General features: G+C 59.4%; 26 protein-coding genes. 7 read left to right on the forward strand and 19 right to left on the reverse strand.

The genetic code is table 11. From position 1 onward, the window contains the following. Positions 1–219: 219 nt before the first annotated feature. Positions 220–1,953: a bifunctional phosphoribosylaminoimidazolecarboxamide formyltransferase/IMP cyclohydrolase gene (purH, locus tag ACVWY8_RS07420; RefSeq protein WP_414383371.1), complete on the forward strand. Its 1,734-nt coding sequence runs from the start codon at positions 220–222 to the stop codon at positions 1,951–1,953. Positions 1,954–2,019: 66 nt separating this feature from the next. Here the strand turns inward: purH and ACVWY8_RS07425 are convergent, their stop codons facing one another. From ACVWY8_RS07425 to ACVWY8_RS07440, 4 genes are all read right to left on the reverse strand, one after another. After that, positions 2,020–2,751 (reverse strand): transporter substrate-binding domain-containing protein, encoded by a 732-nt coding sequence (locus ACVWY8_RS07425; RefSeq protein WP_414399948.1) that lies wholly within the window; start codon positions 2,749–2,751, stop codon positions 2,020–2,022. Positions 2,752–2,830: 79 nt separating this feature from the next. Continuing rightward, positions 2,831–3,187: a 50S ribosomal protein L20 gene (gene rplT, locus ACVWY8_RS07430; RefSeq protein ID WP_011434388.1), complete on the reverse strand. Its 357-nt coding sequence runs from the start codon at positions 3,185–3,187 to the stop codon at positions 2,831–2,833. A gap of 133 nt (positions 3,188–3,320) precedes the next feature. Then, on the reverse strand, positions 3,321–3,521 hold the full coding sequence (gene rpmI, locus ACVWY8_RS07435; protein ID WP_011434387.1) for a 50S ribosomal protein L35: 201 nt from the start codon (positions 3,519–3,521) through the stop codon (positions 3,321–3,323). A gap of 128 nt (positions 3,522–3,649) precedes the next feature. Then, a complete protein-coding gene (locus tag ACVWY8_RS07440) occupies positions 3,650–4,882 on the reverse strand; it encodes a class I SAM-dependent methyltransferase (protein WP_457394884.1) in 1,233 nt (410 codons plus the stop codon). A gap of 81 nt (positions 4,883–4,963) precedes the next feature. Between ACVWY8_RS07440 and glcD the strand changes: the two genes are divergently transcribed. Further along, a complete protein-coding gene (gene glcD, locus ACVWY8_RS07445) occupies positions 4,964–6,475 on the forward strand; it encodes a glycolate oxidase subunit GlcD (RefSeq protein WP_457394887.1) in 1,512 nt (503 codons plus the stop codon). 61 nt (positions 6,476–6,536) lie between these two features. Here the strand turns inward: glcD and ACVWY8_RS07450 are convergent, their stop codons facing one another. The 4 genes from ACVWY8_RS07450 to ACVWY8_RS07465 form a co-directional block, all read right to left on the reverse strand. Further along, the gene (locus ACVWY8_RS07450) at positions 6,537–8,423 is read right to left on the reverse strand and encodes an AAA family ATPase (protein ID WP_414391104.1); all 1,887 of its coding nucleotides are present in this window, start codon (positions 8,421–8,423) and stop codon (positions 6,537–6,539) included. Between the two features lie 426 nt (positions 8,424–8,849). Beyond that, positions 8,850–9,539 carry a hydrogenase nickel incorporation protein HypB gene (hypB, locus tag ACVWY8_RS07455; RefSeq protein WP_457396961.1) on the reverse strand — a complete coding sequence of 230 codons (690 nt, stop codon included), beginning with the start codon at positions 9,537–9,539 and terminating at the stop codon, positions 8,850–8,852. 35 nt (positions 9,540–9,574) lie between these two features. Further along, a complete protein-coding gene (locus tag ACVWY8_RS07460; protein WP_011434381.1) occupies positions 9,575–10,144 on the reverse strand; it encodes a phycobiliprotein lyase in 570 nt (189 codons plus the stop codon). 1,054 nt (positions 10,145–11,198) lie between these two features. Beyond that, complete coding sequence (locus ACVWY8_RS07465) at positions 11,199–11,495, reverse strand: hypothetical protein (protein ID WP_011434379.1); 297 nt, start codon at positions 11,493–11,495, stop codon at positions 11,199–11,201. A gap of 214 nt (positions 11,496–11,709) precedes the next feature. Between ACVWY8_RS07465 and ACVWY8_RS07470 the strand changes: the two genes are divergently transcribed. The 3 genes from ACVWY8_RS07470 (at position 11,710) to ACVWY8_RS07480 (ending at position 13,847) form a co-directional block, all read left to right on the forward strand. Then, positions 11,710–11,952: a Ycf34 family protein gene (locus ACVWY8_RS07470; RefSeq protein WP_011434378.1), complete on the forward strand. Its 243-nt coding sequence runs from the start codon at positions 11,710–11,712 to the stop codon at positions 11,950–11,952. A gap of 146 nt (positions 11,953–12,098) precedes the next feature. Beyond that, positions 12,099–13,112, forward strand: a complete 1,014-nt coding sequence (hemF, locus tag ACVWY8_RS07475; protein ID WP_457394963.1) for an oxygen-dependent coproporphyrinogen oxidase — start codon at positions 12,099–12,101, stop codon at positions 13,110–13,112. A gap of 39 nt (positions 13,113–13,151) precedes the next feature. Further along, positions 13,152–13,847 carry an alpha/beta hydrolase gene (locus ACVWY8_RS07480; protein ID WP_457394890.1) on the forward strand — a complete coding sequence of 232 codons (696 nt, stop codon included), beginning with the start codon at positions 13,152–13,154 and terminating at the stop codon, positions 13,845–13,847. A gap of 226 nt (positions 13,848–14,073) precedes the next feature. Here the strand turns inward: ACVWY8_RS07480 and ACVWY8_RS07485 are convergent, their stop codons facing one another. The 7 genes from ACVWY8_RS07485 to ACVWY8_RS07515 all read right to left on the reverse strand — a co-directional run bounded on the left by ACVWY8_RS07485 (position 14,074) and on the right by ACVWY8_RS07515 (position 18,640). Beyond that, positions 14,074–14,640 (reverse strand): GDYXXLXY domain-containing protein, encoded by a 567-nt coding sequence (locus ACVWY8_RS07485; protein WP_457394892.1) that lies wholly within the window; start codon positions 14,638–14,640, stop codon positions 14,074–14,076. A gap of 26 nt (positions 14,641–14,666) precedes the next feature. Beyond that, the gene (thiD, locus tag ACVWY8_RS07490; RefSeq protein ID WP_457394894.1) at positions 14,667–15,533 is read right to left on the reverse strand and encodes a bifunctional hydroxymethylpyrimidine kinase/phosphomethylpyrimidine kinase; all 867 of its coding nucleotides are present in this window, start codon (positions 15,531–15,533) and stop codon (positions 14,667–14,669) included. A gap of 173 nt (positions 15,534–15,706) precedes the next feature. Next, a complete protein-coding gene (locus ACVWY8_RS07495; protein ID WP_414342212.1) occupies positions 15,707–15,901 on the reverse strand; it encodes a hypothetical protein in 195 nt (64 codons plus the stop codon). Positions 15,902–16,441: 540 nt separating this feature from the next. Then, positions 16,442–16,759 carry a 2Fe-2S iron-sulfur cluster-binding protein gene (locus tag ACVWY8_RS07500; protein WP_457394896.1) on the reverse strand — a complete coding sequence of 106 codons (318 nt, stop codon included), beginning with the start codon at positions 16,757–16,759 and terminating at the stop codon, positions 16,442–16,444. Continuing rightward, positions 16,759–17,016, reverse strand: a complete 258-nt coding sequence (locus ACVWY8_RS07505; protein ID WP_457394899.1) for a DUF1816 domain-containing protein — start codon at positions 17,014–17,016, stop codon at positions 16,759–16,761. Before ACVWY8_RS07505 ends, ACVWY8_RS07500 begins: the two co-directional genes overlap by 1 nt. Positions 17,017–17,038: 22 nt before the next feature. Beyond that, positions 17,039–18,175, reverse strand: a complete 1,137-nt coding sequence (gene rlmB, locus ACVWY8_RS07510) for a 23S rRNA (guanosine(2251)-2'-O)-methyltransferase RlmB (protein WP_457394902.1) — start codon at positions 18,173–18,175, stop codon at positions 17,039–17,041. A 33-nt stretch (positions 18,176–18,208) separates the two neighbouring features. Beyond that, positions 18,209–18,640 (reverse strand): ribonuclease III domain-containing protein, encoded by a 432-nt coding sequence (locus ACVWY8_RS07515; protein ID WP_011434368.1) that lies wholly within the window; start codon positions 18,638–18,640, stop codon positions 18,209–18,211. 208 nt (positions 18,641–18,848) lie between these two features. Here ACVWY8_RS07515 and ACVWY8_RS07520 point away from each other — a divergent pair, with 208 nt between their 5' ends. After that, positions 18,849–19,049: a CsbD family protein gene (locus ACVWY8_RS07520; RefSeq protein ID WP_041436874.1), complete on the forward strand. Its 201-nt coding sequence runs from the start codon at positions 18,849–18,851 to the stop codon at positions 19,047–19,049. A gap of 6 nt (positions 19,050–19,055) precedes the next feature. Here the strand turns inward: ACVWY8_RS07520 and ACVWY8_RS07525 are convergent, their stop codons facing one another. From ACVWY8_RS07525 to ACVWY8_RS07535, 3 genes are all read right to left on the reverse strand, one after another. After that, positions 19,056–19,544 carry a photosystem I reaction center protein subunit XI gene (locus ACVWY8_RS07525; protein WP_414332284.1) on the reverse strand — a complete coding sequence of 163 codons (489 nt, stop codon included), beginning with the start codon at positions 19,542–19,544 and terminating at the stop codon, positions 19,056–19,058. Between the two features lie 100 nt (positions 19,545–19,644). Continuing rightward, a complete protein-coding gene (locus ACVWY8_RS07530; protein WP_011434365.1) occupies positions 19,645–19,764 on the reverse strand; it encodes a photosystem I reaction center subunit IX in 120 nt (39 codons plus the stop codon). A gap of 52 nt (positions 19,765–19,816) precedes the next feature. After that, on the reverse strand, positions 19,817–20,362 hold the full coding sequence (locus ACVWY8_RS07535; protein WP_414342216.1) for a Photosystem I reaction center subunit III: 546 nt from the start codon (positions 20,360–20,362) through the stop codon (positions 19,817–19,819). 195 nt (positions 20,363–20,557) lie between these two features. Here ACVWY8_RS07535 and tsaD point away from each other — a divergent pair, with 195 nt between their 5' ends. Then, on the forward strand, positions 20,558–21,652 hold the full coding sequence (tsaD, locus tag ACVWY8_RS07540; RefSeq protein ID WP_457394905.1) for a tRNA (adenosine(37)-N6)-threonylcarbamoyltransferase complex transferase subunit TsaD: 1,095 nt from the start codon (positions 20,558–20,560) through the stop codon (positions 21,650–21,652). Here the strand turns inward: tsaD and mnmG are convergent. Continuing rightward, complete coding sequence (mnmG, locus tag ACVWY8_RS07545; protein ID WP_457394908.1) at positions 21,616–23,547, reverse strand: tRNA uridine-5-carboxymethylaminomethyl(34) synthesis enzyme MnmG; 1,932 nt, start codon at positions 23,545–23,547, stop codon at positions 21,616–21,618. The two genes, tsaD and mnmG, sit on opposite strands and share 37 nt — an antisense overlap. Positions 23,548–24,029 lie beyond the last annotated feature (482 nt).

Raw genomic sequence — 24,029 nt, forward strand, 5'->3', positions numbered from 1 at the left:
TCAGGACTTGGGTCATGGTTCTATCATAACTTCCGCATTCCTCCCGACACTGACCCTACGGGTACAGTGCGGGGCTCCTGCGATTTCTAGCTGAAGATTTGTCTGAACCAGGTGGCTGGACAAGAGGGTCCAGCTTTCGGGGTATGCTGTGAGAGCGCTGGGCTGGGTATCCCGGCCAGCTTTTTCCTCTGGGCCCTTCTCTACTGGATAACGCCTCCAATGCCCCTTGCTACTGCGCAACGCTGTCGCGAACAGGATTCTGTACCGTTGGCTTTGTTGAGTGTATCCGACAAAACCGGACTGATCCCGCTGGCCCAGTCCCTCGTGCAAGAGCATGGCTTTCAACTGCTCAGCAGTGGGGGAACCGCCAAGGCGCTCTCAGAAGCTGGGATCCCGGTCACCCCTGTCTCTGCCCACACTGGCGCGCCGGAAATCTTGGGGGGAAGGGTGAAGACGCTGCACCCCCGCATCCACGGCGGCATTTTGGCCCGCCTGGAATGCAGCGAAGACCGGGCAGACCTAGAGGCGCTGGGGATCCCTCCCATCCAACTGGTGGTGGTCAACTTCTACCCTTTTGAACAGACAGTGGCCCAGGCAGGAGTGTCTCTGGAGGAAGCTTTTGAGCAAATTGATATCGGCGGGCCCACTTTGGCGCGGGCGGCAGCCAAAAATTATCCCTACGTTACGGTGCTGACGGATCCCAGCCAGTACCCCCAGTATTTGCAACTGCTCTCCGGGGCCTATGGGGAAACAGAGCGGCTGGCGTTTCGCTTCCAGTGTGCTCGTCGGGCCTTTGAGCAGGTGCTGGCCTACGACCGCGCCATCGTCACCTACCTGGCTCGCCTGGAGCTAGCAGGTCCCTCCCAGTCCTCCGCAGCTGCCGCTGAAGACAGGTTTCAACTGCAAGGGATCCTGTGGCAACGCCTGCGCTACGGGGAAAATCCCCATCAAGCTGCCACTTGGTATGTGACGGATCCGGCTGCCCCCGGCTGGCACCGGGCTAAGCAGTTGCAGGGGAAGGAGCTGAGCTACAACAACCTGCTGGATCTGGAGGCGGCCCGTGCCCTGGCGGCAGAGTTAACCTTGTTACTCCGCAATGCTGATGCGACGCGGCCCACTGACGGGAAGGGCTCTGTGTCTTCTGGCTCTGCTCGGAGGGAGTTCTTGCAACCTGAACAAGCGGTGGCGGTGGTGGTTAAGCACAACAACCCCTGCGGGGTGGCCATTCGCCCATCGCCGGCTGCCGCCCTCGAGGCTGCCCTGGCTGCTGATCCAGTTTCGGCCTTTGGGGGCATCGTCGCCCTCAACCAACCCTTGGACGCAGAGACCGCCCGACGGCTGGTGGAGCCTTTTTTGGAGTGTGTGGTGGCTCCCGATTGCACTCCAGAAGCGGCTGAGCTACTGTCAGTCAAAAAGAACTTGCGGGTCTTGATCTTGCCGGACTTGTGTGTGGGGCCTGCCCAAACAATCCGCACCCTGGCCGGGGGCTTTCTGGTGCAAGACGCCGATTCACCTGTTGCTCTGCAACGCTGTCGCGACCAGGAACCGACGCAAACCGACAGCCCCCCTTCTTGGCAAGTGGTCACCCAGCGCCAGCCCACACCGGAGGAGTGGGCGGATCTGGAATTTGCCTGGATAGTCTGCAAACATGTGAAATCCAACGCCATTGTCGTCGCCAAGCAGAGGCAGACGCTCGGCGTCGGAGCCGGACAAATGAATCGGGTGGGAGCAGCGGAGATCGCTCTCCAGCAGGCGGGATCCCAAGCAGCAGGAGCTGTTTTGGCCAGCGATGGCTTCTTCCCCTTTGCCGACAGCGTGGAGATGGCTGCCCAAGCAGGGATCCGCGCCATCATCCAGCCGGGGGGGAGCATCCGCGATGCCGATTCCATTGCTGCTGCCAACGCTGCCGGTATTGCCATGGTTTGCACCGGCATACGTCACTTTCTGCACTGAGCCCGCCTTTCTGCTCAAGAGAGAAATCTTCCCAAGAGAGACAAAGAGTAGGGAGTATCCTCAACTTTAGGGCAACCCCCAGGCTCTGGCCCGCTCTGCCAGCCAGCCCTCAGCCCGCAAATTCTCCAGTTCTCGGCGCACCCGCAGCCGCAATTCGGCGTGCTGCAGCCCCTTGGGCATGGCAATGCCCAGCCCCACCGTTGCCAAGGGGGATCCCAGAAATTGAAACTGTGGCTCCGCAGCGCTTTCGCGACGGGGATGCTCTGCTAGCCACCCTGCCAGCACCGAGCGATCTGCTGCCCACCCCTGCACCGCCCCTTTCAGGAGCAGTTCCGCCCCTTCTCGGTAGGAATCGACAGGCACCAACTCCACCCCTGGCAGGTATCGATTCAGCAGGGGAATGGCGCTGGAACCGCGCAAGACTGCAACGCGACCGCCCCGCAAGTCCGACCAGCTTTCCCAGTTGTGGGAACGAGCCACAACCAAGCTGGGGCCATCCTGATAGTAAGCAGAAGTGAACTCCACCTGGCGCGCCCGATCCGGGGTAATGCCGATCTGAGCAATGGCCAAATCCACCTGGCCGTCAGCCAGCACCTGCAGCCGCTCTACATTCGAGACCGGCACCAACTCCACGGCCTCTGCCGAGCCCAACAGCCGGGATCCCAGCTCACAAGCCAGCTCGATCTCAAACCCCTGCAGATCCCCTTGGGGAGTGCGAAACCCCAGCGGCCTCAAGTTGTCTTTTACGGCAACGCGCAGCCGTCCAGAATCCACAATCTCCGGCCAAGGACGAGCCACAGTAGGGATCCCTCTCCCCAGGCAGGCGAGGGCCAGAATGGCTGCCAGGAAGGACTTCTGGATAGCCGTCGGAACCTCCTCAGGAGGCGCGAGACTGGCGCGCTGCCTCCACCACCTGGGTAAAGGCCTCTGGATCCAGGAAAGCCAAGCGGGCCAACATTTTGCGGTTGAGCTGGATATTGGCTTTTTTGAGACCATCGATGAACTCGTGGTAACGCAGGCCCTGGGCACGGGTGGCCGCGTTGATGCGGGTAATCCATAGGCGACGAAAATCCCGCTTCTTGCGGCGGCGATCCCGGTAGGCGCTGCGCAAAGCCTTCATCACCTGCTGGTTGGCGGTGCGGAACAGCTTTGAACCAGCTCCCCGAAAGCCTTTGGCCAGCTTGAGGATCTTTTTGCGGCGCTTGCGGGCGACATTGCCCCGTTTGACTCTCATGGCAGTAACTCAATAGGAACTTGAACAAACTCAAACTGAAGGGTAGAAGCACTCCGTCCTGCTAACGGGATCGGAACTGCTGTCGCCAATGCCAGCCCCTGAAATCTTCTTGCCGGCGCGAGCGGGATCCCGGCTAGTGGGTGTTGGGCAACATCAGGCGCACATTGACCACATCCCGCTTGTCCACCAGGGCCACACCGGCCAATTTGCGTTTGCGCTTGCTGGTTTTGTGCTCCAGCAAGTGGTTGTGCCCGGCCCTGCGACGCATAAACTTGCCGCTGCCGGTCAGGCGGAAGCGCTTGGCTGCTGCCTTGCGGGTTTTGATTTTGGGCATGATGACAACCCCAGAATATGCGGGGCCAGAGCTAAAGGTCACAGCTTTCTAGGATAAGCCATAGAAGAACAAGAGGGCAAATGCCAAGGTTCGTCCCGCTGAGGCAAGGGAAAGGGGTCGAGAAACTCTCAGGAGACTGAGTTTTGAGGCTCCAGCAGCAGCACTTGCCAGCGCAGCAAGCGTTGCAGTTGCTCAAAGCTCAGGGGGCACTCTAGGCCAGCCTGGATCTCTTGGACGGTGCGGATCCCGTCCACCTGTTGGAGAAAGGCGAAGGCTTCTTCGCTCAGGGAGATGGCTTCGTAGGCGTAGTTGAAAATGCTCCGCCCCGGCCACAGGCCCAGACAGGGGCTAAGGTGGGCAATGGCCGATGCTACACTTTCCGGGCTTGTCCATTCCCAGCGGCGGATGGGGGGCTTGCCGAGAAACAGCTCGTAGTGGGCTACCACCGGATCCAGCAGCTCGATCAGGCGATAGCGTTCCGGTTCCGGCAGCTGAGCCGCCCGAGCCAGCAGGGCCTCGTCCTGGCCCAACACCCGTTCCAGCCGCCAAAACTCCGGGTTGGAAAAGCGCAGAAACTGCAGTCCGGAAGCCCGGATTAATTCAAACAGAGTCTCGATGGTGTAGTCCACTTCCTGGGGGTGCAGGTACATATCGGCGAAGCATTCGTCGTCCACGTTCTCGATGGCCCAGCGGGCCCGTTCTTGCTGCTGGATGCGGTTGGTTTCCGGCAAGATCTCGAAAAGGCGGCGGCCCACCTGGAGACCCCTCTGCAATTGCTCCGCCGAGGCAAGGGTCTGGTGTTCAGAACCCGTTACCAGCAGGCGGATGGCCTTTTGCATGAGGCGGATTTCGTGGCGGCCCAGCTCGCCGTATACAAACAGGTGCAGGATCCCGCCGGGAGCCAATTTGCCGGCCAAAGCCTGCAGCCCCGCTAGCGGATCGGGCAGGTGGTGGAGCACGCCCACGCAGTTGATGAAGTCAAACTGCCCCGGCAGCTGGTCGATGTCGTAGACGTTGAGCTGGCGAAACTGCACCGGCGGTGCCTGGGAAGCCCGACAACGGGCCTCGGCAATCTCCAGGGCGCGGCTGCTCAGATCAAAGGCCCAAATTTCTGCGTTGGGGTTTTGGTGGGCAATGTATTCTGTTCCCACTCCCGAGCCACAGCCCGCATCCAGAATGCGCACCTTGCGCCGACCCGGATGGGATCCCGTACAAAAGGCATGGGCCTGGGGCCAACTCCAGCGCCAATTCCACCCTGGCGGGGGAACAGTGCCGATGGGCTGCGGGGGGAAGGGGTAGAGCTCGTAGAGCTGCCGCACTTGGTTGAGGATTTGTTCGGCGCTGGGGGAGTTGGGCTGCATGGACTATCTGTTGGCTGGCTCGGTTACCAGCAAGACTATAGTGACAATATCCCTCCTAAAGCTCCTGCTGGGCCCACTGTCATGAAAGTGCTCCGCACCGCTAGCGCGAACGCTTCTGCTCATCCTCTACAGACCGGCCTCACCTTCGACTGGATCAGGCTGACGGCTGAGCTCAAAAAGATTCTGGATCCCCAGCGGGTGATCAGCAAGCCGGAGGAGCTGCTGGTTTACGAATGCGATGGGCTGGTCAGCTACCGGCAAAGGCCGGCGCTGGTGGTGCTGCCCCGCACAACAGAAGAGGTAGCGCAGGTGGTGAAGCTGTGCAGCCGCTACCAGGTGCCCTTCGTGGCGCGGGGATCCGGTACGGGCCTCTCAGGGGGAGCCCTGCCGGTGGAAAATAGCGTCGTCATTGCCACCACCCTGATGAAGCAGATCCTGGAAATCGACCTGGACAACCGCTGCATGGTGGTGCAGCCGGGGGTTATTAACACTTGGATTACCCAGGCCGTGGCCGCCCAAGGCTACTTTTATGCGCCGGATCCCTCTAGCCAGTCGGTTTGCTCCATCGGCGGCAATGTGGCGGAGAACTCCGGCGGTGTCCACTGCCTCAAATACGGGGTGACGGCCAACCACATTCTCGGCCTGACGGTGGTGCTGCCGGATGGGGAGGTGGTGCGCTGGGGGGGTAAGCTCCCGGAGATGCCCGGCTACGATTGGGTGGGCCTGTTTGTGGGATCCGAGGGCACCCTGGGCATTGCCACCGAGATTACCCTGCGCTTGGTCAAGGCCCCGGCTCAGGTTCAGGTTTTGCTGGCGGATTTTGACAGCGTAGAAGCGGCGGGAGCCACCGTCTCCGACATCATTGCTGCCGGGATCATCCCCGCCGGCCTGGAGATTATGGACAACTTCAGCATCAATGCCGTGGAGGATGTGGTGCAGTTGGGCTACTATCCGCGGGATGCGGCGGCCATTTTGTTGGTGGAGGTGGATGGGCTGGAACTGGAGGTGGAAGAAGCCAGCCAACAGGTGAGGGCGCTGTGCTTCAAAAATGGGGCGCGACAGGTGCAAGTCGCATCCGACCCAGAAGAGCGGGCGCGGGTGTGGAAAGGGCGTAAGGCAGCGTTTGCGGCCATGGGCAAGCTCAGCCCCAACTACTATGTCCAGGATGGGGTGATCCCCCGCAGCCGACTAGCCTTTGTCTTGAAGGAAATCGAGCGCCTCAGCCGCGAGTACGGCTATCCGGTGGCCAATGTGTTTCACGCCGGCGATGGCAATCTGCATCCCCTGATCCTCTACGACGAGTCAGTGCCGGGATCCCTGGAACAGGTGGAGAAACTGGGGGGCGAAATCCTCAAGCTCTGCGTGCGCCTGGGGGGCAGCATCTCCGGCGAACATGGCATCGGGGCAGACAAACGCTGCTACATGCCGGAAATGTTTACGCCTGCGGATCTGGAGAGCATGCAATGGGTGCGGCAGGTGTTCGACCCCCAGCACATCGCCAACCCCGGCAAGATCTTTCCCACCCCCCGCACCTGCGGTGAGTCAGCCCACGCCCACAGCCAACCAGAATGGCAAGGGATCCCAGTCTTTTGATTTTGAAAGTTTGAAGGTGCTCCGAACCGCTGGCGTGATGGGAATAGCCCTCAGGCTGGGATCAGCCGGCTTGGCGTTGCTGCTGCAGCTCGGCAAAGGCTCGACAGAAGTCTTCCTGTCGGATGACCAGGGTTTTGGCATCCACCGTCTCGGAAGTGGCGCGGTGGCGGCGGATGGCGGCAATGGCGGCGCGGTTGCTGAGCAGGGCCAGGTCGGCACCACTCCAACCTTCGGTCTGCTCGGCCCACCCCTGTAAGTCCACATCAGGCCCCAGGGGACGCTTGCGGTTGTGAACGGCCAAAATTTCCCGTCGCCCGCTGCGATCCGGCAGCTCCACGCTCAGGTGCAGCTCCAACCTGCCGGCCCGGGTGAGGGCGGGATCCAAACTGGCTTTGCGGTTGGTGGCGGCCACCACCAACACCCCCTGGCTGGGGCGGATCCCGTCCAGCTCTGCCAGCAGCTGCCCCAGAACGCGGTCACTGACCCCACTATCCCCGGAGTAGCTTCCCCGCGCCGGGGCGAGGGTGTCGATCTCGTCGATGAAGATGACACAGGGGGCGCATTGGCGGGCGCGGGCAAAAAGTTCCCGTACCGCCTGCTCGGAGGATCCCACCCATTTGCTCAAGAGCTCCGGGCCGGAGACGGCAATGAAGTTAGCCTTGGCCTGGGAAGCGATGGCTTTGGCCAACAGGGTTTTGCCAGTGCCAGGGGGGCCGCTGAGGAGGATGCCCTTGGGCGCTTGGGCCTGAGCCTGCTCGTACAACTCAGGGTGCAGCAGGGATCCCTCGATGGCCTCTTGCAAAATCTGCTTGGCGTGCTCCAGGCCGCCAATTTGATCCCAGCTCACCTGCGGGGATTCAATCTCCACCGAGCGCAGCACCGCCGGCTTCACCTGTTGCAGAGCCTGTTGAAAATCCGCTGCGGTTACCGTCAGGGACTCGGGGATGGGGGATCCCAAATCGGGCACCTGCCGCCGCAAAGCCGCATAGGCTGCTGCCTGGCACAGGCCCCGCAGATCTGCCCCCACAAAGCCCAGCGTCTGATCCGCCAGGCTGTCCAGATCCACATCCTCCGCCAAGGGCATGCCGCGGGTGTGGATGGCCAGGATCTCCCGCCGCCCCTCCCGGTCCGGCACCTTGAAGATCACCTCCCGATCAAAGCGCCCCGGTCGCCGCAGAGCCGGATCCAGAGCCTCGGGCCGGTTGGTGGCTGCCAGCACCACGATCCCCTTTTGGGCCACAAACCCGTCCATCAGACCCAGCATCTGGGCCACCAGGCGTTTTTCCACCTCCCCCTCGACAGTGGCGCGGTTGGGCACTAGGGCATCGATTTCGTCAATAAACACCAGACAGGGAGCCGATTTGGCTGCCTTTTCAAACAGTTGCCGCAGGCGCGCCTCCGCCTCGCCGTAGTACTTGCCGATCAGCTCCGGGCCGACAATGGCGATGTAGTTCACCCCCAGGCTCTCGGCCAGGGCGCGGGCCGTCAGGGTTTTGCCGGTGCCGGGGGGGCCTACCAACAACACGCCGCGGGGCGGATCCAACCCCAGCTTGGCCAGCAGATCGGGCCGCTTGAGGGGGATCTCCACCATCTCCCGCAGCGCTTGGAGCTGTTCCCTCAGTCCCCCCACATCCTTGAGGCGTGGCCCAGCCCAAGACTCTGGGCGGTCGGCAGAAGTTGCTGGCGGGTCGGGCACAGCGGCCTTGGACGGTTCCTGGAAGCGAACCGCAGACATCACTTGGGGCTCGCTGCTCCAGGGGGGATCCCCCGTTTGGGCAGGGCTGCGGCGGCGGGGGATGGAGCCGGAAGGGGGAATAGAACTGCCCAGAGGACGGGCCTGGATGCGGACTTCGGTTCGCAGCTCTCCACTTTGCTTTTTCTCGTCCAGCTTCTGAGCCAGCTCGATCAACTGCTCAATGCCCTGTACAAAGTCACTTAAATTGGCCATAGCCGGGATTTTCCATCCACACAAGTTATCTGCAAATTGACCCGCCAGAGGTGCTAACTCATCCCCTGCCTGGCCAGCTCAGGTGAGGAGAGCATGACTCTAGTCAATAATAAGCTCAACTATACTGAAAATAATGTATAATATGTTCGGTACGGATTACTACCAGTTGATCTTTCTGTTTACTTTCGAGTCTGCCAACATGGTAGCCAAAGCAAAGCAGAAAATTGGTAGTAAGACGACACGGAAACTGCGCTTTGGGTATTCTACTCAAAGCTTTGCGGGATACCGCCATTCTGTTTGGACTCCGTCCCGCTAACGCGAATGGAAACAAACAGAATGCTATCGCTGCATAGTTGAACAGTGATGTTCAGCAGTGTTCAGTGTAAATGTATCAGTTCCACGGCTAGATGCTCAGTATGATACCCTTCACTGCGGCTGCCGTCGGTGTTGGGCAAGGAGAATCTGCTCTCGGATCCAGCCCAGCCAGGGCTCCAGCCCGTCACCCGTCTTGGCAGAAAGACAAAAAATCGGCACAGAAGGGTTGATCTCGCGGATATTGGCCTGGATCCGATCCAAATCCACCTCCAACACAGGAACCAGATCCACTTTGGTGATCACCAGACAATCCGCCTCTCGAAACATGATTGGGTACTTGAGAGGCTTGTCTTCCCCTTCTGTGACGCTGAGCAGTGCTACCTTGGCGTGTTCCCCCACCTCAAACTCCGCCGGGCAGACCAAGTTGCCGACATTTTCCACCAGCAGCAAATCCAGTTGTTGGGGATCCAGCAGTGCTTCCAATTGCTGCAAGCCCCCGGCCACCATGGCCGCATCCAAATGACAGGCCCGCCCCGTGTTGATGGCAATCACCGGGATCCCGTAGCGACGCAACCGCTCCGCGTCCAGTTGGGTCGTCATGTCTCCCTCGATCACCGCCAGGCGCAGCGAGCCGGCAAGAGCGACCACGGTTTTCTCCAGCAAAGACGTCTTACCCGCCCCCGGCGCGCTCATGAGGTTCAGACAGGTTACTCCCCAGGCATCAAAATGCTCCCGGTTGTGGTCGGCCTGGTGTTGATTGGCGTGGAGCAGGTTAATCCCCAGATCCAAGACTTGGTGCATGGCACAACCCGTGTTGCGGTTGAGGAGAAAACGCTCTAGCTGCGGAAAGAGCTGGATTCGGCCACCGTAGGGGTGGGAGAAGGGCCGACGGAGAGTTTACGCACCTCGGAGCAGAAAGAAGCCATGCTGAAGCCACCGAACCGCTTGACAGTGCTGGCCCGCAGGCGCAAGTTGGGGCTGGCAAACCAAATGCGCTCTTCCGACTCAGTCATCTCATACTGGGTGTAAAGGGTAAGGGCGCCATCGGATCCCATGACATAGGTACCGGCCACCGGTACTTTCTCAGCGTAGCCCTGATCCCGCAGCAACTGCCCGCGCATGGGATCGGTCTCATCGGGGATAGGTACCAGCACCACGTCTCCCTTGTACTCTTCGTTGTCCCACTCCTGCTCGCCATCCCACCGCACCCGCGCTGCTCCCACAGCTCGTCGGGGATCCACCCTGAACAACTCGCAAACCCGGATGACTGCTGGATCGGTTGCCGCAAGGGTGGCAATTTGTAGCCGCGACCTCCCACCCTCAGAGCGGCGAAAAGCCAAGTGATGGCTGGTGCGTTGGCACATCCACTCCCCAGCACTGAGGGCAAAAAACTCCATTACGGTCATCATGGCCGACGCGGATCCTCATCGATGGAACAGGGTTTGCCGATCTTAGCTTGCAGAGCAACTCAACGATTTAGCTAACGGTGGTGCGGGGGCAATCAGTCCTGCGCTCTACCCGCAGGGTGAGCACCGGGATACAGGGATCCCCGCCATACCCCTGAGCGAAATCTGTAGCAAAACCTACTTATGCTGGTGTAACCTACAAGCACCGGATTGATCCAGATGACTCCCAACAAGCCGCTCGCGTCAGCGGGACGGAGGCCTTGCTGTTGGCGTGGCTGGAGATTGGCCGGGACGTATACAACTACACTTTGCCGGAAATCAACGAGTGGATAGCATCTTGCTCTTGGCCGGTGGACAGGGGTTCCTGGGTGCAGGAGTCCATCCTGTCTGCCGATGCACCGTTCCCTGGGATTAGACTTGTTTTGCGAGCTGGCAGTAGCCAGGGAGGCTGGGGAAGGGAAACTGCCTGTTCAGTCGGTCTGTCGGGGGTTGTAGACCCAGACAAGTGGCGTGGGGCAGGAATGCCCGACCGCGAGGTAAGGACTCCGTCCTGCTGACGGGAAGGGTGGCCCGCGCTCTGTCCACAGGACGAGCGCCGGGAGGATGTCACCATACTCCCCTGCCCAAAGGCAGAGGATTCTGGCTCTTGGTTCCAAGACAGCACTTGCCGTATCGGGTTGCCCCTTTACGACAGCGGTGCCCATCTCCCCAAGCGGGGCAGTTCCCTTCTGCCCTAAGTACCGTTGAAGAGAAAGGGCAAAACCTATTTAGGTTGCTTGCGTAGTCGCCGGACTACCGGGTTTTTTAAGTGGTTGACTACTCTACTACTGGTCTAGAGTACAGCACAAAAGCTGCCGTGAACGGCAGGGCTTTAGACCCAATTCTTTGGTAAAACAATTGCCAATAAAATGCCAATAAAAGGCTACCCGCTTGCTCGCCTTGCAGGGGCCAACTCAAGCGCTAGACCAAGAGAGCCAAGGTTTTTTTAACTCAGCACAGGTGTCTTTGGGGCAAGGGATCCATCCGACAAGCGCCAACCGACTGCCAGTTGTTTCTAGCTGACGGCCACGGGCGACTTAGCGGCAGCAGCAGCGCGATTTTCCTCTTCCTCAGGAGGGACAACGGCAAACTCGATGTGATTGAGCAGGGTGGTCACGAAGGCGAAGAGCAGGAAAGGCAGGGAGATCACCAAAATCAGAGCAATGGTGAGAAAAGCGTAGAGGGGGCTATTCATCAGGGAGAGGGCAGCGGCCAAGCTGGCAAAGATGACAATCAGCCAAACGATGATCTGGCCGTAGATATCTCCAAAGGAGAGGGTGCAGGTGAAGCGGTAGCGGGTGTGGGTGTTCATGGCAGTTCCTCTGGATAGCCTGGATGGTTCGATCCTAAGGACAGATCAAGCCCCATCCTGAGAAATATGTCGAGATTTTAGACGAGAGACGAGGAGATGCCTCTCTTTGCTAAGAAATATCTCAAGAATCGGCTGAGAAAGAGGGGATCCGCCGTCTGGAAGGAGGCAGGATGCTACCCTCAAGATTGGGAACCGTTTCTTGCAGGCAGCAGCCATGTGTATTTGTATTCACTGCTACTACGTGGATCGCTGTACCACCTACCATGCCGTGGAAGCGCAGCATCAGCAACCTCATCTCACACTGACGCCGGATTTTGAGCCGCAGGGCCCCCAGATCAATGTCAATATCCGCAATGGGGGCACCGAGATGGAATGGGATGTGGTGGGCTGCCAGAGCTTTCGCGAGGAACGGAACAAATGGGCGCGACTTCGTCCCTATGAGGCGGTTCCCACGTAAGATCCAAGAGCGGCCTGGATTTCCAGGGAGTTTCTTGCCCGGCCAGGTTAGAACTCTTCAGTTTGGCAGTTCGGCTCTCCCAGTCTGAGAGGTTTGATGGGGGCTGGAGAGGTTTTTATCGAGTTTCGAGAGATTGGAAGACTATGATGCTGACCTCAAGCCCTACAGCGCTGCCAGTGGATGCCCGTCAACAGGTGAGCCAATTCATGCAGCGCCTACAAGATGACATCTGTGCCCGTCTGGAGGCCCTAGACGGAAAAGCCAAGTTTCGGGAAGACCGTTGGGAACGCCCTGGAGGAGGGGGCGGGCGCTCGCGGGTCATTCAGCAGGGAGACGTGTTTGAGCAGGGGGGAGTCAATTTTTCCGAGGTGTTCGGATCCCATCTGCCCCCTTCGATTCTGAAACAGCGTCCAGAAGCGGCAGGGCATCCTTTCTACGCCACAGGCACCTCTATGGTGTTGCATCCTCGCAACCCCTATGTGCCGACGGTACACCTGAACTATCGCTATTTCGAGGCGGGGCCGGTTTGGTGGTTTGGGGGCGGGATGGATCTCACCCCCTATTACCTGTTTGAGGAGGATGCGGCCCATTTTCACCGCACCCTCAAGGCAGCCTGTGACCGCTTGGATCCCGTCTACTACCCAGTTTTCAAGATCTGGTGCGATCGCTACTTTTTCCTACCTCATCGCGGCGAGGCGCGCGGCGTTGGCGGCATTTTCTTCGACTATCAGGATGAACGCCCTGGGCTGCTCTATCGGCCTGAAGGCCAGGCGGAAGGGGATCCCGAACAACTGGCTTCTGAGCCACCATCGTTACAGGTGCGGGTGGGATCCCGCAGTTGGGAACATCTTTTCCAGTTGGTGCAAACCTGTGGCGACGCCTTCTTGCCGGCCTATGTGCCGATTGTGGAGCGGCGGCAGGGGATGGAATGGGGGGAGAGAGAACGGCAATTCCAGCTCTATCGTCGCGGGCGCTACGTGGAGTTCAACTTGGTCTATGACCGCGGCACGATCTTTGGACTCCAGACCCAGGGCCGCACCGAATCGATCTTGATGTCTTTGCCGCCATTGGTGCGCTGGGAATATGGCTACGAGCCCCAGCCGGACACGTGGGAAGCTAAGCTCTACCAGGTGCTCCGCCAGCCCCAGGATTGGGCGTAGGCCGGCCATACCTTGTCTCCGCCTTTGAGGATCCGCTGCGTGCCTTCTTCTTTGCCCCTCACCTACCGCGTTCAGCCCCCCCGACAGGGCGGCTTAGGACCCGCGCCTGCGTTGGTAATGCTGCACGGGATCGGCAGCCACGAGGGGGATTTGTTCCAGTTGGCCCCCTATCTGGATCCTCGGTTGGCGGTGATTAGCTTGAGAGCCCCTATTCCTTGGAGTGGAGGCGGGTTTGCCTGGTTTGAAATGGCCTGGACGCCGGAAGGGCTGGTGGGGGATCCCCAGCAAGCGCGCAATAGCCTCCAGCTCCTGAGCCGCTTTCTGGAACAGGCGCTGCCCAATGGGATCCCGGATATTGCCTTGGATCCCAGCCAGGTGTATTTGCTGGGGTTCAGCCAGGGGGCGATCATGAGCCTGTATTTGGCTCTGACCCAGCCGGAGAAGCTGGCAGGGGTGGTGGCGATGAGTGGGCGCCTATCTCCAGAGATCCTGGCCGAGGCGGTGGAGCCGGAGCGGATGAAACACCTGGCCATCTTGGCAGTTCATGGCACTGCCGATGCTGTTTTGCCGATTGCTTTTGGCCGCCAGATCCGGGATTATTTTGCCCCGCTGCCACTGAACTTCACCTATCGCGAGTACGAGATGGGCCATGAAGTTTCCCCGGAGAGCCTGCGGGATATTCAGGTGTGGTTGCAAAACCTGTTGGATAGGAGAGATTCGGAAGTGAAAACCTGAAGAAGTTTGACCCAATTGGGATGACCCTAATTCAGGTGTTGAGCAAGGCTGTGCAGCACTTAGCAAGCTCCTCAATGGCACAGCTCCGGTTCTCGCCATCTTCAGGGTTTCGAGGGGCAAGTGATAGGGATCCCTGCCCCATTCAGTTTTCCGGCTCTCCTTCGGGTTCGGATGTCAGAATATGCTGATTAATTGTTAAAGCGTTAAAGCCGGGCAGAATGAGCACTTAGTACCGATGCTCCCCTACCCAGAGGCCGACCAATGCTGCCTTGCCCCAGGGATCCACTTTCACTTCTGCCCGCGTGGCTTCAGGGTAACGCCGAATATCTTCTTCCAAGGCATCTCCAGCTGCTTCGGGAATAAAAAATTCTTCGGTTCCCAACTTGAGCTGCTGCCCGTCAAACCAGCCTCGCAGCACTTTCTCTTCAGGCTGCAAATCTTTGGGCATCTCCCGGCTGACACCGATTGCTCGCCAAGGTTGAGTGGGATCCCCTGCGGGGGGAGCCAAGCGCAGATAAAGGATCCCTGGCGTCTCCAAATCAGGTAACCAACCCGGCAGTTGCTCTAGGGTGGAGCGCCGACCGACGACGTAGCCCAAGGCCACATACCGGCCCCGCAAAAGGTCATAGGGATCCACAGGGGCCGTTTGCAGGTAGATCGTGGTTCCGACAGCAAGAGTCAGCGCTTGCCGAGCCGGTATCAGCAGAACGATACCCAGCTGCAGCAGGAGGGGTAGCCAAAACCGCCATTTGGGCAGGGATCCCTTCTGAGAAAGATTCAATGGGCCAGCCATAGTAGCCAGAGAGAGGGACTTCTCTCTTATGGCACAGGTTCGCCGATCCCGGACAGAAGCGGGTAGAAGTGCCCCACTGGCCCCTGACCTGACCCGATGGCCAAAGGATGTCGCAGCGCTTCTGTTACATAGGCTTTGGCCGCCACTGTGGCCGCCAAGGGATCCCTGCCCCAGGCCATCTGTGCTGCAATGGCCGCCGAGAGGGTACAGCCGGTGCCGTGGGTGTGGCGGGTGGGGATCCGCTCTGTTTTCAGCACTTCCAGTCGCTCGCCATCGAACCACACATCCACCCCCTGCAGTTCCCCCGGCATGCCTCCGCCTTTAACCAACACCGCTCCACAGCCCAGGGTGCGAATCTGCTGGGCCGCCGTTTGCATATCCGCCAGGGACTGCAGCTCCAGCCCCGTTAAAATTTGCGCCTCATAGCGATTGGGGGTCAGCACCTGGGCCAAGGGGATCAGCCGCTCGCGGATGGCCTGAATGGCCTCATCTGCCAGCAACTTTGCTCCCGTGCGGGACACCATCACCGGATCCACCACCAGAGGCCGCAACGCCCAGCGCTCCACCTGACGGGCTACCTCCAGCACGATCTCGGCATTCAGCAACATGCCCGTCTTGATCCCTTGCACCCCGATGTCCTGCACCACAGCCTCGATTTGGGCGGCTACGGCTTCGGGGGGCAGCGCATCCACCCGGCTCACCCCAAGGGTATTCTGGGCGGTCACGCAGGTCAGGGCAGAGGTACCGTGTACCCGTTGGAAAGCAAAGGTGCGCAGATCCGCTTGGATCCCTGCTCCCCCACCACTGTCGGATCCAGCGATGGTGAGGGCGACAGGGGGGTGCTGCTCGGCCAGCAGTGGAGCCGGAGTTGGTTCAGATGCAGAGACAGACATTGGCCAAACGACAAAAATGGGCAAGGGTACCGATAGCCATTTCCATCAATCAATATGAACCATCTCTTTAACATAGCAATGAAACTGTTGGTTCTCGATTGGTCTGAGACCACTGGGGTATTGGGAAAACTCTTGCAGACGTCTGTCAAGAAGCTGACTAAGAGTGAGTTGTCCTAGTCTAAATCCGAGTAGCCCTCATCAGTGGTGGCGACCACCTCAACCCAGGCTCTATCCCCCTCCACCGCCGTCAAGCTCCAGCGCAGAAGCCGAGCCGGCTGGCCCAGCTCCCGGTCAACTTGCTGACAGAGGGATTGCTCCAGTTGCGGGGCAGAGAGAGGCGAGCTCAACGGCAGAGATAGGTGCAACAAATGCAACTTCACAGGAGTCGAGAACTGATCTCGCCAAGGAAACAGACTTACTTTCGATAACTTCTAACACTAAGAATCCAACAATATAAACTAATGTAGTATTTTCAGATTAGGCTGAGACAGCCGGGCTACTGAGAAAAACCTTTTGGGCCCCTGCATTATTGCTCCGCAACGCTATTGCTCCGCAACGCTGACGCGAAGACGCGACCAAGGTTTTAGTTGTGGGTATAGTGTCCTAGTTTGAATCGAAATGACTACAACACCTAGTGACATACTCCCGACCCCGACTGCTGGCAGTACGGAGCGGGCTTCTCGCTTCATCGGGGAGCCTACGCAAGAACCCTCCACGAGCAGACACGGAATGTCCTACCGCGTAGTTGCACCAGATTCCGGCAAAAGCCGTTTTGTGCAACCACTCCTATCATACACCATGTGGGGGTATCTGTATCCCGGCACTGACCCTACGGGTACAGTGCGGGGCTTAGCTACCCCCACACCCCCATAAGCTAACAAGTAGACCTGAACAGAAATCCGGCACGGTTAGGAGCCAAACTGCAAACGGTAAACCTCTTCCTCTTGATCGGTCTCCACCTCCAAATCGGAGGTAGCATAGGCTACACACAGCAGCACAAACCCTTGGGCCTGCAGTTCTGGCCCAATCCCCATTGCCTCTGTCTGAGTCACAGATCCCGACTTCAGCCGCCCCGCACAGGTGGTGCAAACCCCCGCCTGACAAGAGGAAGGTAGCTCTACCCCGTGTTCAAGAGCAGCTTGTAAAACCGTCTGATCCGCAGAGGCGGGGAAGCGGTAGGTTTGGCCGCGGTGATGAAGGGTTACTTGATAAGCCGTAGCAGACATCAGGAACGGGCTCCCGACGGAGTACGGGTCACCGTCAGAGACTGTGGCTGGCGCATTTTCTTCACCAGAGCCTGAATCTTTTTGGCTCCTTCCTTTTGCAGGTCGGCGATGTAGTGGCCTTTGAGCTGCTCTGCCTCGGCTTCATCGGAGAAGGGGCCGTAGTAGTAGGTGCAGTCCTCGGTGGTGATCTCGATCCAGACCGACAGGCCGCGCAGCTTATCCAACAGACTGACCAAAGGGTTGCTCACGGGATCCATCCCCCATTATCAAGTCTAGCAATCATTGGATGTCCTTTTGCAATCCCCTAGATTCTACTACTTTTATTGACGATTTGTTGAGGAATGTATCAACCTCAGGGCGTTTGAGGTGGTGGGGAGAGCGCTGCCGGTGGATTTCGTAGAGGGCAATGCCGGTGGCCACAGAAGCATTCAAGCTTTCAGTGCGGCCTGCCAAGGGAATGGACAGCAGTTGGTCACAATGGCGCTGTGTGAGCAGGCTAATCCCTTCCCCCTCGGATCCCACCACCAAGGCAATGGGCCGTTGAAAATCGGCTCTATAGATGAGGTCAGTCCCTCGGCTGGTGGTGCCATAAACCCAAAACCCCTGCTCTTTGAGGTATTCCAAAGCCCGATTCAAATTCACCACCCGCGCCACCGGCAAGGTAGAGAGGGCTCCTGCCGCCACCTTCATCACCGTCGAGGTGACTCCTGCTGCCCGCCGCTGGGGGATCACCATCCCTTGCATGCCAAAAGCTTCTACGCTACGGGCAATGGCTCCCAAGTTATGGGGATCCTGGATCCCGTCTAGGACTACCAGCACTGGATTGGGGCTGGCCTGCCGGCTTCTTTCCACCAAATCCTCCAGGGCCACGTACTGATAAGGCGTGGCTTGGGCAGCGATACCCTGGTGGTTGGCGCCAGCCGTGAGGGCGTTCAGCCGCTTTGGAGACACTTCGTCGATAACGGTGCCCCGCGCTTTGGCTTCTTCCAACAGAGACAAAAATTGGGGGCTGTAGCGCAACTTCGGCAAGATCCAAACCCGATTGAGGGTGGCTTGACTTTTCAAAGCAGCCAGTACTGTCTGGCGACCGTAGATAATCTCTTGCTCCAGCTCGGTCTGCGGATCCCGGTCGGCCTGAAGCTGCACTTCTTCCGGCAGAACCCCTGTCCCACCCATGGGAAGGCCGGGATCTCGTTGGCCTGCCGGTTGAGGAGCCATCTTGCCCTGGGGCCACTGCCGTTGCGCGTCGCGACGGATGGGCTTCACTGGAGCCTCTCGGAGGGCAAGCTTGGGATCCCCGTCTCGGCGTTTGGGCCGCTGTACCCGCTTGCTAACGGATTGCCCTGCCCTTCGTGGCTGCAGTTTGCCCGAGCGAGACAGCCGTGAAGCAGGTTTGCGCTGAGAAGTCTTGGGCATGGGCGTGGAAGATGGAAAGACGGAAAGACTATCCTAACCTTCCCACTCGCCTAGGGTCTCAGCCAAAACATCAGTGAGGGCGAGGATATGGCGCAGCCGTTCGGGATTGGCCAGGTAGAGATAGCCCAGAACTGTTTCCAGGCCGCTGGCGTTTTGGTAATCGGCCAGAGGCAGATGCCGGGGTGGGCGACCGCAGCCATTGCGACCCCAGCGGACAATTTCCTGCTCTTCGGGGTTGAGATGGGGCAACAGGGCCAACAGCAGCTTAGCCTGAGCCGAGCCGCGCACCCGCCTCACCACCTGCTGATGATAGCGCTCCAGTCGATCCGGAGGAAATAGCCGTTGCCGCCGCACATGCAGTTCGTAAATGGCGTCTCCCAAGTAGGCCAAGGCTGCGGGCGATAGGCGGCGAATCTCGGCCAAGGAGGGCCTTTCGGAAGTGGGCTCGAACAGCAGATCGTTCACAGCAGCTCACGAAAGATAGGCAGAAAAAATGTCTAGAACCGCTGTCATCGGCTCATTGCAGGATTCAGTCCATGCTAAGACAAGCTTCCTCTGGTCTGCTAGCCTGACTCGCGCTCTTTCCCCCCTTGCAGGTGATTTGGATCACGAGGCCCAGAGAGAAAAGGTGCTATCGAGTAGACAGGGCAAAGCCGGTTAAGGGGCTGATGTTATGAGCCTTGAAAAGCCAGTTGGAGTTACTGCCAAGAATCTGGAGAGCAAAATCCAAGAAATTGTGGGTGAGCTGGCCAGCGATCAGCGTGAAAGGCTGGAAGGTAAGGCCGAGCAAACAAAGGCAGCCACCCACCCTGGAGTCGAGGATGCTCGAGAAGCGATTAAAGACGTTGTGGATGATCCAACGGATGGCCAATAGCTCCAGTTAAGATGCGGGGACAAGGAGATCTGCATTCAGCAAAAGCAGGTAGGCGACGACCGCCCCCCCCATACCCCCTACCAAAAAGCCAGCGGCCAATTCGCTCCAAGATTGGGATCCCCCTACCGGCCCTATGTTGCGCTGCGAAGTGACAGTGCCGTAGAGAGAAAGGGCCGCCGTCAGAATCAAGATCAGGCCACAGGCTCCCAAAAAGCCGCTCAGCAGACCGATGGGCTCGTTGCGCAGCGGCCCCAGCTTGGCAAAGGGGCCTACCAGCCAATAGCCGTGGGCCATACCGATTTCCAAGCCCCGCCAAATGGAACTCAATCCCGGTCGGTTGATGGGCAGCCAGTCGATCAACAGCCGGACAACAGGCGCGTGGTTGATCGGTGTCCAGAGATCCCCAATTTGCGGATCTCCCTCAGGGACGGTGACGTATCCCTTATTCATGTTCAACCTATTCAACGGAGCAGGATCGGCATTGGGTTCGACCATTTCAGCAACTCTGTGTCCAGTTCAAAGGAGGATGGAAAAAAGCCTAAAAAAGCAGGGATCCCACCGGGCGTAGGTTGCGCTGGGGATCCCTGGCCTACACTCAGAACGTCAAAATGTCGGGGAAGAAGCGATTGATCTCGATGAACAGGGCAAAAACAAAGCTGGAAAACAGGATAAATGCCACCGGAGCAGTGGTGAGAAACTTGGTGAAATCAGCCATAGACGCCTCTCAAAAGTTAAATAAATCGAGTTAGAAAGCCGGGCTCAGCTCCTCAGCGGGGGGAGATGGGCACAGCCGCTTCCGGCTCTCGAATTTCGCCGCTGGCAATTTCCTTAAAAGCAGCAGCGGGCCAAGCCAAAGCCGTGAGGAAGCACCGCAGCGCCAGCGGTACATCGATCAGGCTTTCTTTCATTTCGGGGCTATCCTCATCCCGAACCGCGATCAGGTAAGAACGCCCCGCCCAGCCCAGCCAACCGGCAATATACAGGAAGAGCAGACCGGGGATGAGAAACTCGCCCGCATGGTTCAACCGACCATCCGTAACCAGGTGGGGCAGGCCCTCTTCGCCGCAGAGCAGCTTGCTGTAGCGCTCAAAGCGCTTGCTGGTTTGGGCCAGCTTTTGCTGGTAAACAGGGGCCATAGCAGGGCTGGCGTTGAGGATCTTCTCCTCTAGGCTGCTCAGGCGTTCGTTCATCAGGGCCTGAAAGGCGGGAACTTCGCTGCAAGGTTTCAGACCAATCAAGGGCTCTGCCTGCACAGATTGGGCGAGGCCAAGCGCAATGCAAAGGGCCAAAAGAAGGCTTAAAAAGGTTCGCATAGCAGGATGTGTCCTTGAGGTAGGGGTCTAAGATCTGTCCAAATGCTAAGGGATGCTAAGTGCAGCAACAGGCACTAAACGGTTAGTATCATACTCCTGAGCGCCTCGCCCCGACGGATCCTGAGTTTTAGCTCACACAATTCTTAATTTGAGGATCCCAAGGCTTTCCTATTCCTTTCCCCAGCCTGCTCTCCCATGCCCTGCGCCCTTGCCATCGAAACCAGTTGTGACGAAACGGCTGTGGCTGTGGTGACGGCGGATGTGGCCTGGCCGGGGTTTGCCCCGCGGCAGCTCAGCTCGGTGGTGGCCAGCCAAATCGACCTCCATGCGGCCTACGGGGGCGTGGTGCCGGAGGTGGCCTCACGGCAGCATGTGGAAACTCTGCCCTTTGTGCTAGAGGCTGCTCTGCAGCAGGCCGGATTGGAGGTGGCCGAGGTAGATGCCATTGCCGTAACTTGTGCGCCGGGCCTGGTGGGATCCCTGCTGGTGGGGCTGATGGGGGCCAAGACCTTGGCTTTGCTCCACGACAAGCCCCTGATCGGGGTGCACCATCTGGAGGGCCATCTCTTTAGCGGCTTTTTGGCCGAGCCCGATTTGCGCCCCCCCTGCCTATGCCTTTTGGTATCGGGAGGCCATACCAGCCTGATTTGGATGAAGGACTACGGGGACTACCAGACGGTGGGCCGCACCCGCGACGATGCTGCCGGCGAGGCATTTGATAAGGTGGCGCGGCTGTTGGGGCTGGGCTACCCGGGGGGGCCGCAGATCGACCGTTGGGCCCAGCAGGGGGATCCAGAGCGGTTCCCGCTGCCAGAGGGCAAAGTGGATCATCCCTACGACACAAGCTTCAGCGGCCTGAAAACGGCGGTGTTGCGCCTAGTCCAGCAGTTGCAGCAGCAAGGCCAGGAGTTGCCCATTGCCGACATTGCCGCCAGCTTCCAGGCCTGTCTGACCCATGTGCTCACCGAAAAGGCAGTGGCCTGCGCCGAGGCGCTGGGCCTCTCGACGCTGCTGCTGACGGGAGGGGTAGCTGCCAATCGGGAGCTGAGGGCCCGCCTCACAGAAGCAGCCCGGCAAAGGGGGTTGCGGGTGGTGATCCCGCCTCTAGCCCTCTGCACCGACAATGCCGCCATGATTGGAGCAGCTGGGCTCTGCCACTGGCTGCGGGGGGAGGTCTCGCCGCTGGAGCTGGGGGTGGCCTCGCGCATGCCCCTAGAAGGGATCCCTTCCCTCTACATGGATGGGGGCGGAGCTCACAGAGAAGAACAGACGGGATCCGCCGCCCTCTGACGTTGCCTCACCTCAAGGTAGATGAGCAGCGCGTTGATGTCGGCGGGGTTGACACCGCCGATGCGGGCCGCCTGGCCCACGGTTAGCGGGCGCACCGCCGAGAGCTTATCCCGCGACTCTTTGGAGAGGGTGGGGATGGAGTGGTAGTCCAGATCGGGGGGCAGAGGGCGGTGGTACTGCTTGCTCACCTGCTCAATTTGGCTCTGCTGCCGCTGGATGTAGCCGCTGTATTTGACGGCAATTTCCGCTGCTTCCTGCTCAAAGGGATCCAGCTCCGCATCCCCCAGCCCCAGTTCCAGGAGATCGGAGTAGTGAATCTGGTTGCGGCGCAAGATCTCGGCCAGGGTGGCGGATCCCTTGATCCCCTGCCCCGTCAGTTGGCTTAGTTGGATGCCGGCCAGGTCGTGGGCCTTCACCCGCTGCGTTTCCAGGCGCTCGATTTCTGCGGCAATGCGCGCTTGCTTGGCTTGGAACAGGGCCCAGCGCCGGTCATCGATCAAGCCCCATTCTCGCCCCAGGGGGGTGAGCCGTTGGTCGGCATTGTCGGAGCGCAGGATGAGGCGGTATTCGGAGCGGCTGGTGAGCATGCGGTAGGGCTCCCGCAGTTCTTTGGTGCAGAGATCGTCGATGAGGGTGCCGATGTAGCTGGACTCCCGCGGCAGGGTGACCAGGGGTTTGCCTTGAACCAGGCGGGCGGCGTTGATCCCGGCTATGAGCCCCTGAGCTGCCGCCTCTTCGTAGCCGGTGGTGCCGTTGATCTGGCCGGCGCAAAACAACCCCTGCACCTTTTTGGTCATCAGAGTGGGGTAGAGCTGGGTGGCCGGCAGATAGTCGTATTCCACCGCATAGGCAGGCCGCAGCATGACGCACCGCTCCAGGCCAGGCAAGGAGCGCAACATCTGGATCTGGATTTTCTCAGGCATCCCCGTGGAGAACCCCTGGATGTAGAGCTCCGGCAGATCCCGCCCTTCCGGCTCAATAAAAATCTGATGGCTTTCCTTGTCGGCAAAGCGGACAATCTTGTCTTCGATGCTGGGGCAGTAGCGGGGCCCTTTGGCCTCCACCCAGCCGCCATAGACAGGGGTTTCGTGGAGATTTTCCCGGATGATGCGGTGGGTCTCTGGGGTGGTGCGGGTCAAGTAGCAATCCATCTGCTCCCTTGGCACCCACACCTCGGGGTCGAAGCTAAACCAGCGCACATCGGGATCCCCCGGTTGCCGCTCCATGACCGAAAAATCCACGCTGCGCCGATCCACGCGGGCAGGGGTGCCGGTTTTCAGCCGGCCCGTTTCAAAGCCCAGTTGGCGCAGGGTGTCGGTCAGCCCTTCCACGGCAAATTCCCCTGCCCGTCCGGCAGCTTGCCAGTGGCGACCAATCCAGATGCGCCCCCCCAAAAACGTACCGGTGGTCAGGATCACCGCCCGACAGCCGAAGATGGTGCCGAAATGGGTGACCACGCCCACCACCTCGTCGTTGCGCCCCAACACCAAATCGGTGACAGTGCCCTCGCGAATCGTCAGGTTAGGCTGGTTTTCCACCACCGAGCGCATCACCCGCGCATATTCCCTTTTGTCGGTTTGCGCCCGCAGCGCCCACACCGCCGGCCCCCGCGAGCGGTTGAGCACCCGCTTCTGTAAATAGGTGCGGTCGGTGATTTTGCCCATCTCGCCGCCGAGGGCATCGATTTCGTGTACCAGTTGCGATTTGGCCGGGCCGCCGACGGCGGGGTTACAGGGTTGCCAGGCGATCTTGTCCAGATTCAATGTCAGCATGAGGGTGTTGCAGCCCAGCCGCGCTGCCGCCAATGCTGCCTCGCAGCCGGAGTGCCCCCCGCCAACCACCACCACATCGTAGTGATCGAGAAAATCAAGGCTATCCTGTCCAACTTTGAGCATAGGGTGGCAATTCCAAAATGAATAGCCGGGATCCCCGGTCTTTTAATTTTCAGGTTATTTCAGCTCGCTTATCCAGCTTAGCGATGGCGGCAACGGATAGGGTTATTTGCGACCGGCCTGAGGCAGGCAGAGCAGTAGGGAAAGTTTTCTGTTGCCCTGGGAAATAAAGTTGGGTAGAGGCTCAGTTCCCAGCCTAAGTCACCTGATTGAAGAGTTGAAGAGACCTCAGGGCGCTGGGATCAGCTCCCCCAAGGCTGCCGATAGCAGGGGATCCCAGAGGAAAGGGCAGAGTCGCCCAAGGGATGTTGCGGCTCATACAAACACCAGACAGCCCGCCTGAGAGAGCCAAGCACCGATTCCATTATCCTCAACCGGATCTAATCCAGACTATTTTAGTCGGGTTTAGTTGACGCGGCAGATTGCGGGTGATAAGATTCCCCCCAACGATAGGTAAGTTCAATCCAGCGCCCACCCTTTCCTTC

The sequence above is a fragment of the Thermostichus sp. OS-CIW-32 genome, assembly GCF_054060415.1.

Coding starts and splice junctions, on each gene's coding strand:
- purH (WP_414383371.1), top strand. CDS start 220: ATGCCCCTTGCTACTGCGCAACGCTGTCGCGAACAGGATTCTGTACCG.
- rplT (WP_011434388.1), bottom strand. CDS start 3,187: ATGAGAGTCAAACGGGGCAATGTCGCCCGCAAGCGCCGCAAAAAGATC.
- rpmI (WP_011434387.1), bottom strand. CDS start 3,521: ATGCCCAAAATCAAAACCCGCAAGGCAGCAGCCAAGCGCTTCCGCCTG.
- ACVWY8_RS07440 (WP_457394884.1), bottom strand. CDS start 4,882: ATGCAGCCCAACTCCCCCAGCGCCGAACAAATCCTCAACCAAGTGCGG.
- glcD (WP_457394887.1), top strand. CDS start 4,964: ATGAAAGTGCTCCGCACCGCTAGCGCGAACGCTTCTGCTCATCCTCTA.
- ACVWY8_RS07450 (WP_414391104.1), bottom strand. CDS start 8,423: ATGGCCAATTTAAGTGACTTTGTACAGGGCATTGAGCAGTTGATCGAG.
- hypB (WP_457396961.1), bottom strand. CDS start 9,539: ATGCACCAAGTCTTGGATCTGGGGATTAACCTGCTCCACGCCAATCAA.
- ACVWY8_RS07460 (WP_011434381.1), bottom strand. CDS start 10,144: ATGACCGTAATGGAGTTTTTTGCCCTCAGTGCTGGGGAGTGGATGTGC.
- ACVWY8_RS07465 (WP_011434379.1), bottom strand. CDS start 11,495: ATGAACACCCACACCCGCTACCGCTTCACCTGCACCCTCTCCTTTGGA.
- ACVWY8_RS07470 (WP_011434378.1), top strand. CDS start 11,710: ATGTGTATTTGTATTCACTGCTACTACGTGGATCGCTGTACCACCTAC.
- hemF (WP_457394963.1), top strand. CDS start 12,099: ATGCTGACCTCAAGCCCTACAGCGCTGCCAGTGGATGCCCGTCAACAG.
- ACVWY8_RS07485 (WP_457394892.1), bottom strand. CDS start 14,640: ATGGCTGGCCCATTGAATCTTTCTCAGAAGGGATCCCTGCCCAAATGG.
- thiD (WP_457394894.1), bottom strand. CDS start 15,533: ATGTCTGTCTCTGCATCTGAACCAACTCCGGCTCCACTGCTGGCCGAG.
- ACVWY8_RS07500 (WP_457394896.1), bottom strand. CDS start 16,759: ATGTCTGCTACGGCTTATCAAGTAACCCTTCATCACCGCGGCCAAACC.
- ACVWY8_RS07505 (WP_457394899.1), bottom strand. CDS start 17,016: ATGGATCCCGTGAGCAACCCTTTGGTCAGTCTGTTGGATAAGCTGCGC.
- rlmB (WP_457394902.1), bottom strand. CDS start 18,175: ATGCCCAAGACTTCTCAGCGCAAACCTGCTTCACGGCTGTCTCGCTCG.
- ACVWY8_RS07520 (WP_041436874.1), top strand. CDS start 18,849: ATGAGCCTTGAAAAGCCAGTTGGAGTTACTGCCAAGAATCTGGAGAGC.
- ACVWY8_RS07525 (WP_414332284.1), bottom strand. CDS start 19,544: ATGGTCGAACCCAATGCCGATCCTGCTCCGTTGAATAGGTTGAACATG.
- ACVWY8_RS07530 (WP_011434365.1), bottom strand. CDS start 19,764: ATGGCTGATTTCACCAAGTTTCTCACCACTGCTCCGGTGGCATTTATC.
- ACVWY8_RS07535 (WP_414342216.1), bottom strand. CDS start 20,362: ATGCGAACCTTTTTAAGCCTTCTTTTGGCCCTTTGCATTGCGCTTGGC.
- tsaD (WP_457394905.1), top strand. CDS start 20,558: ATGCCCTGCGCCCTTGCCATCGAAACCAGTTGTGACGAAACGGCTGTG.
- mnmG (WP_457394908.1), bottom strand. CDS start 23,547: ATGCTCAAAGTTGGACAGGATAGCCTTGATTTTCTCGATCACTACGAT.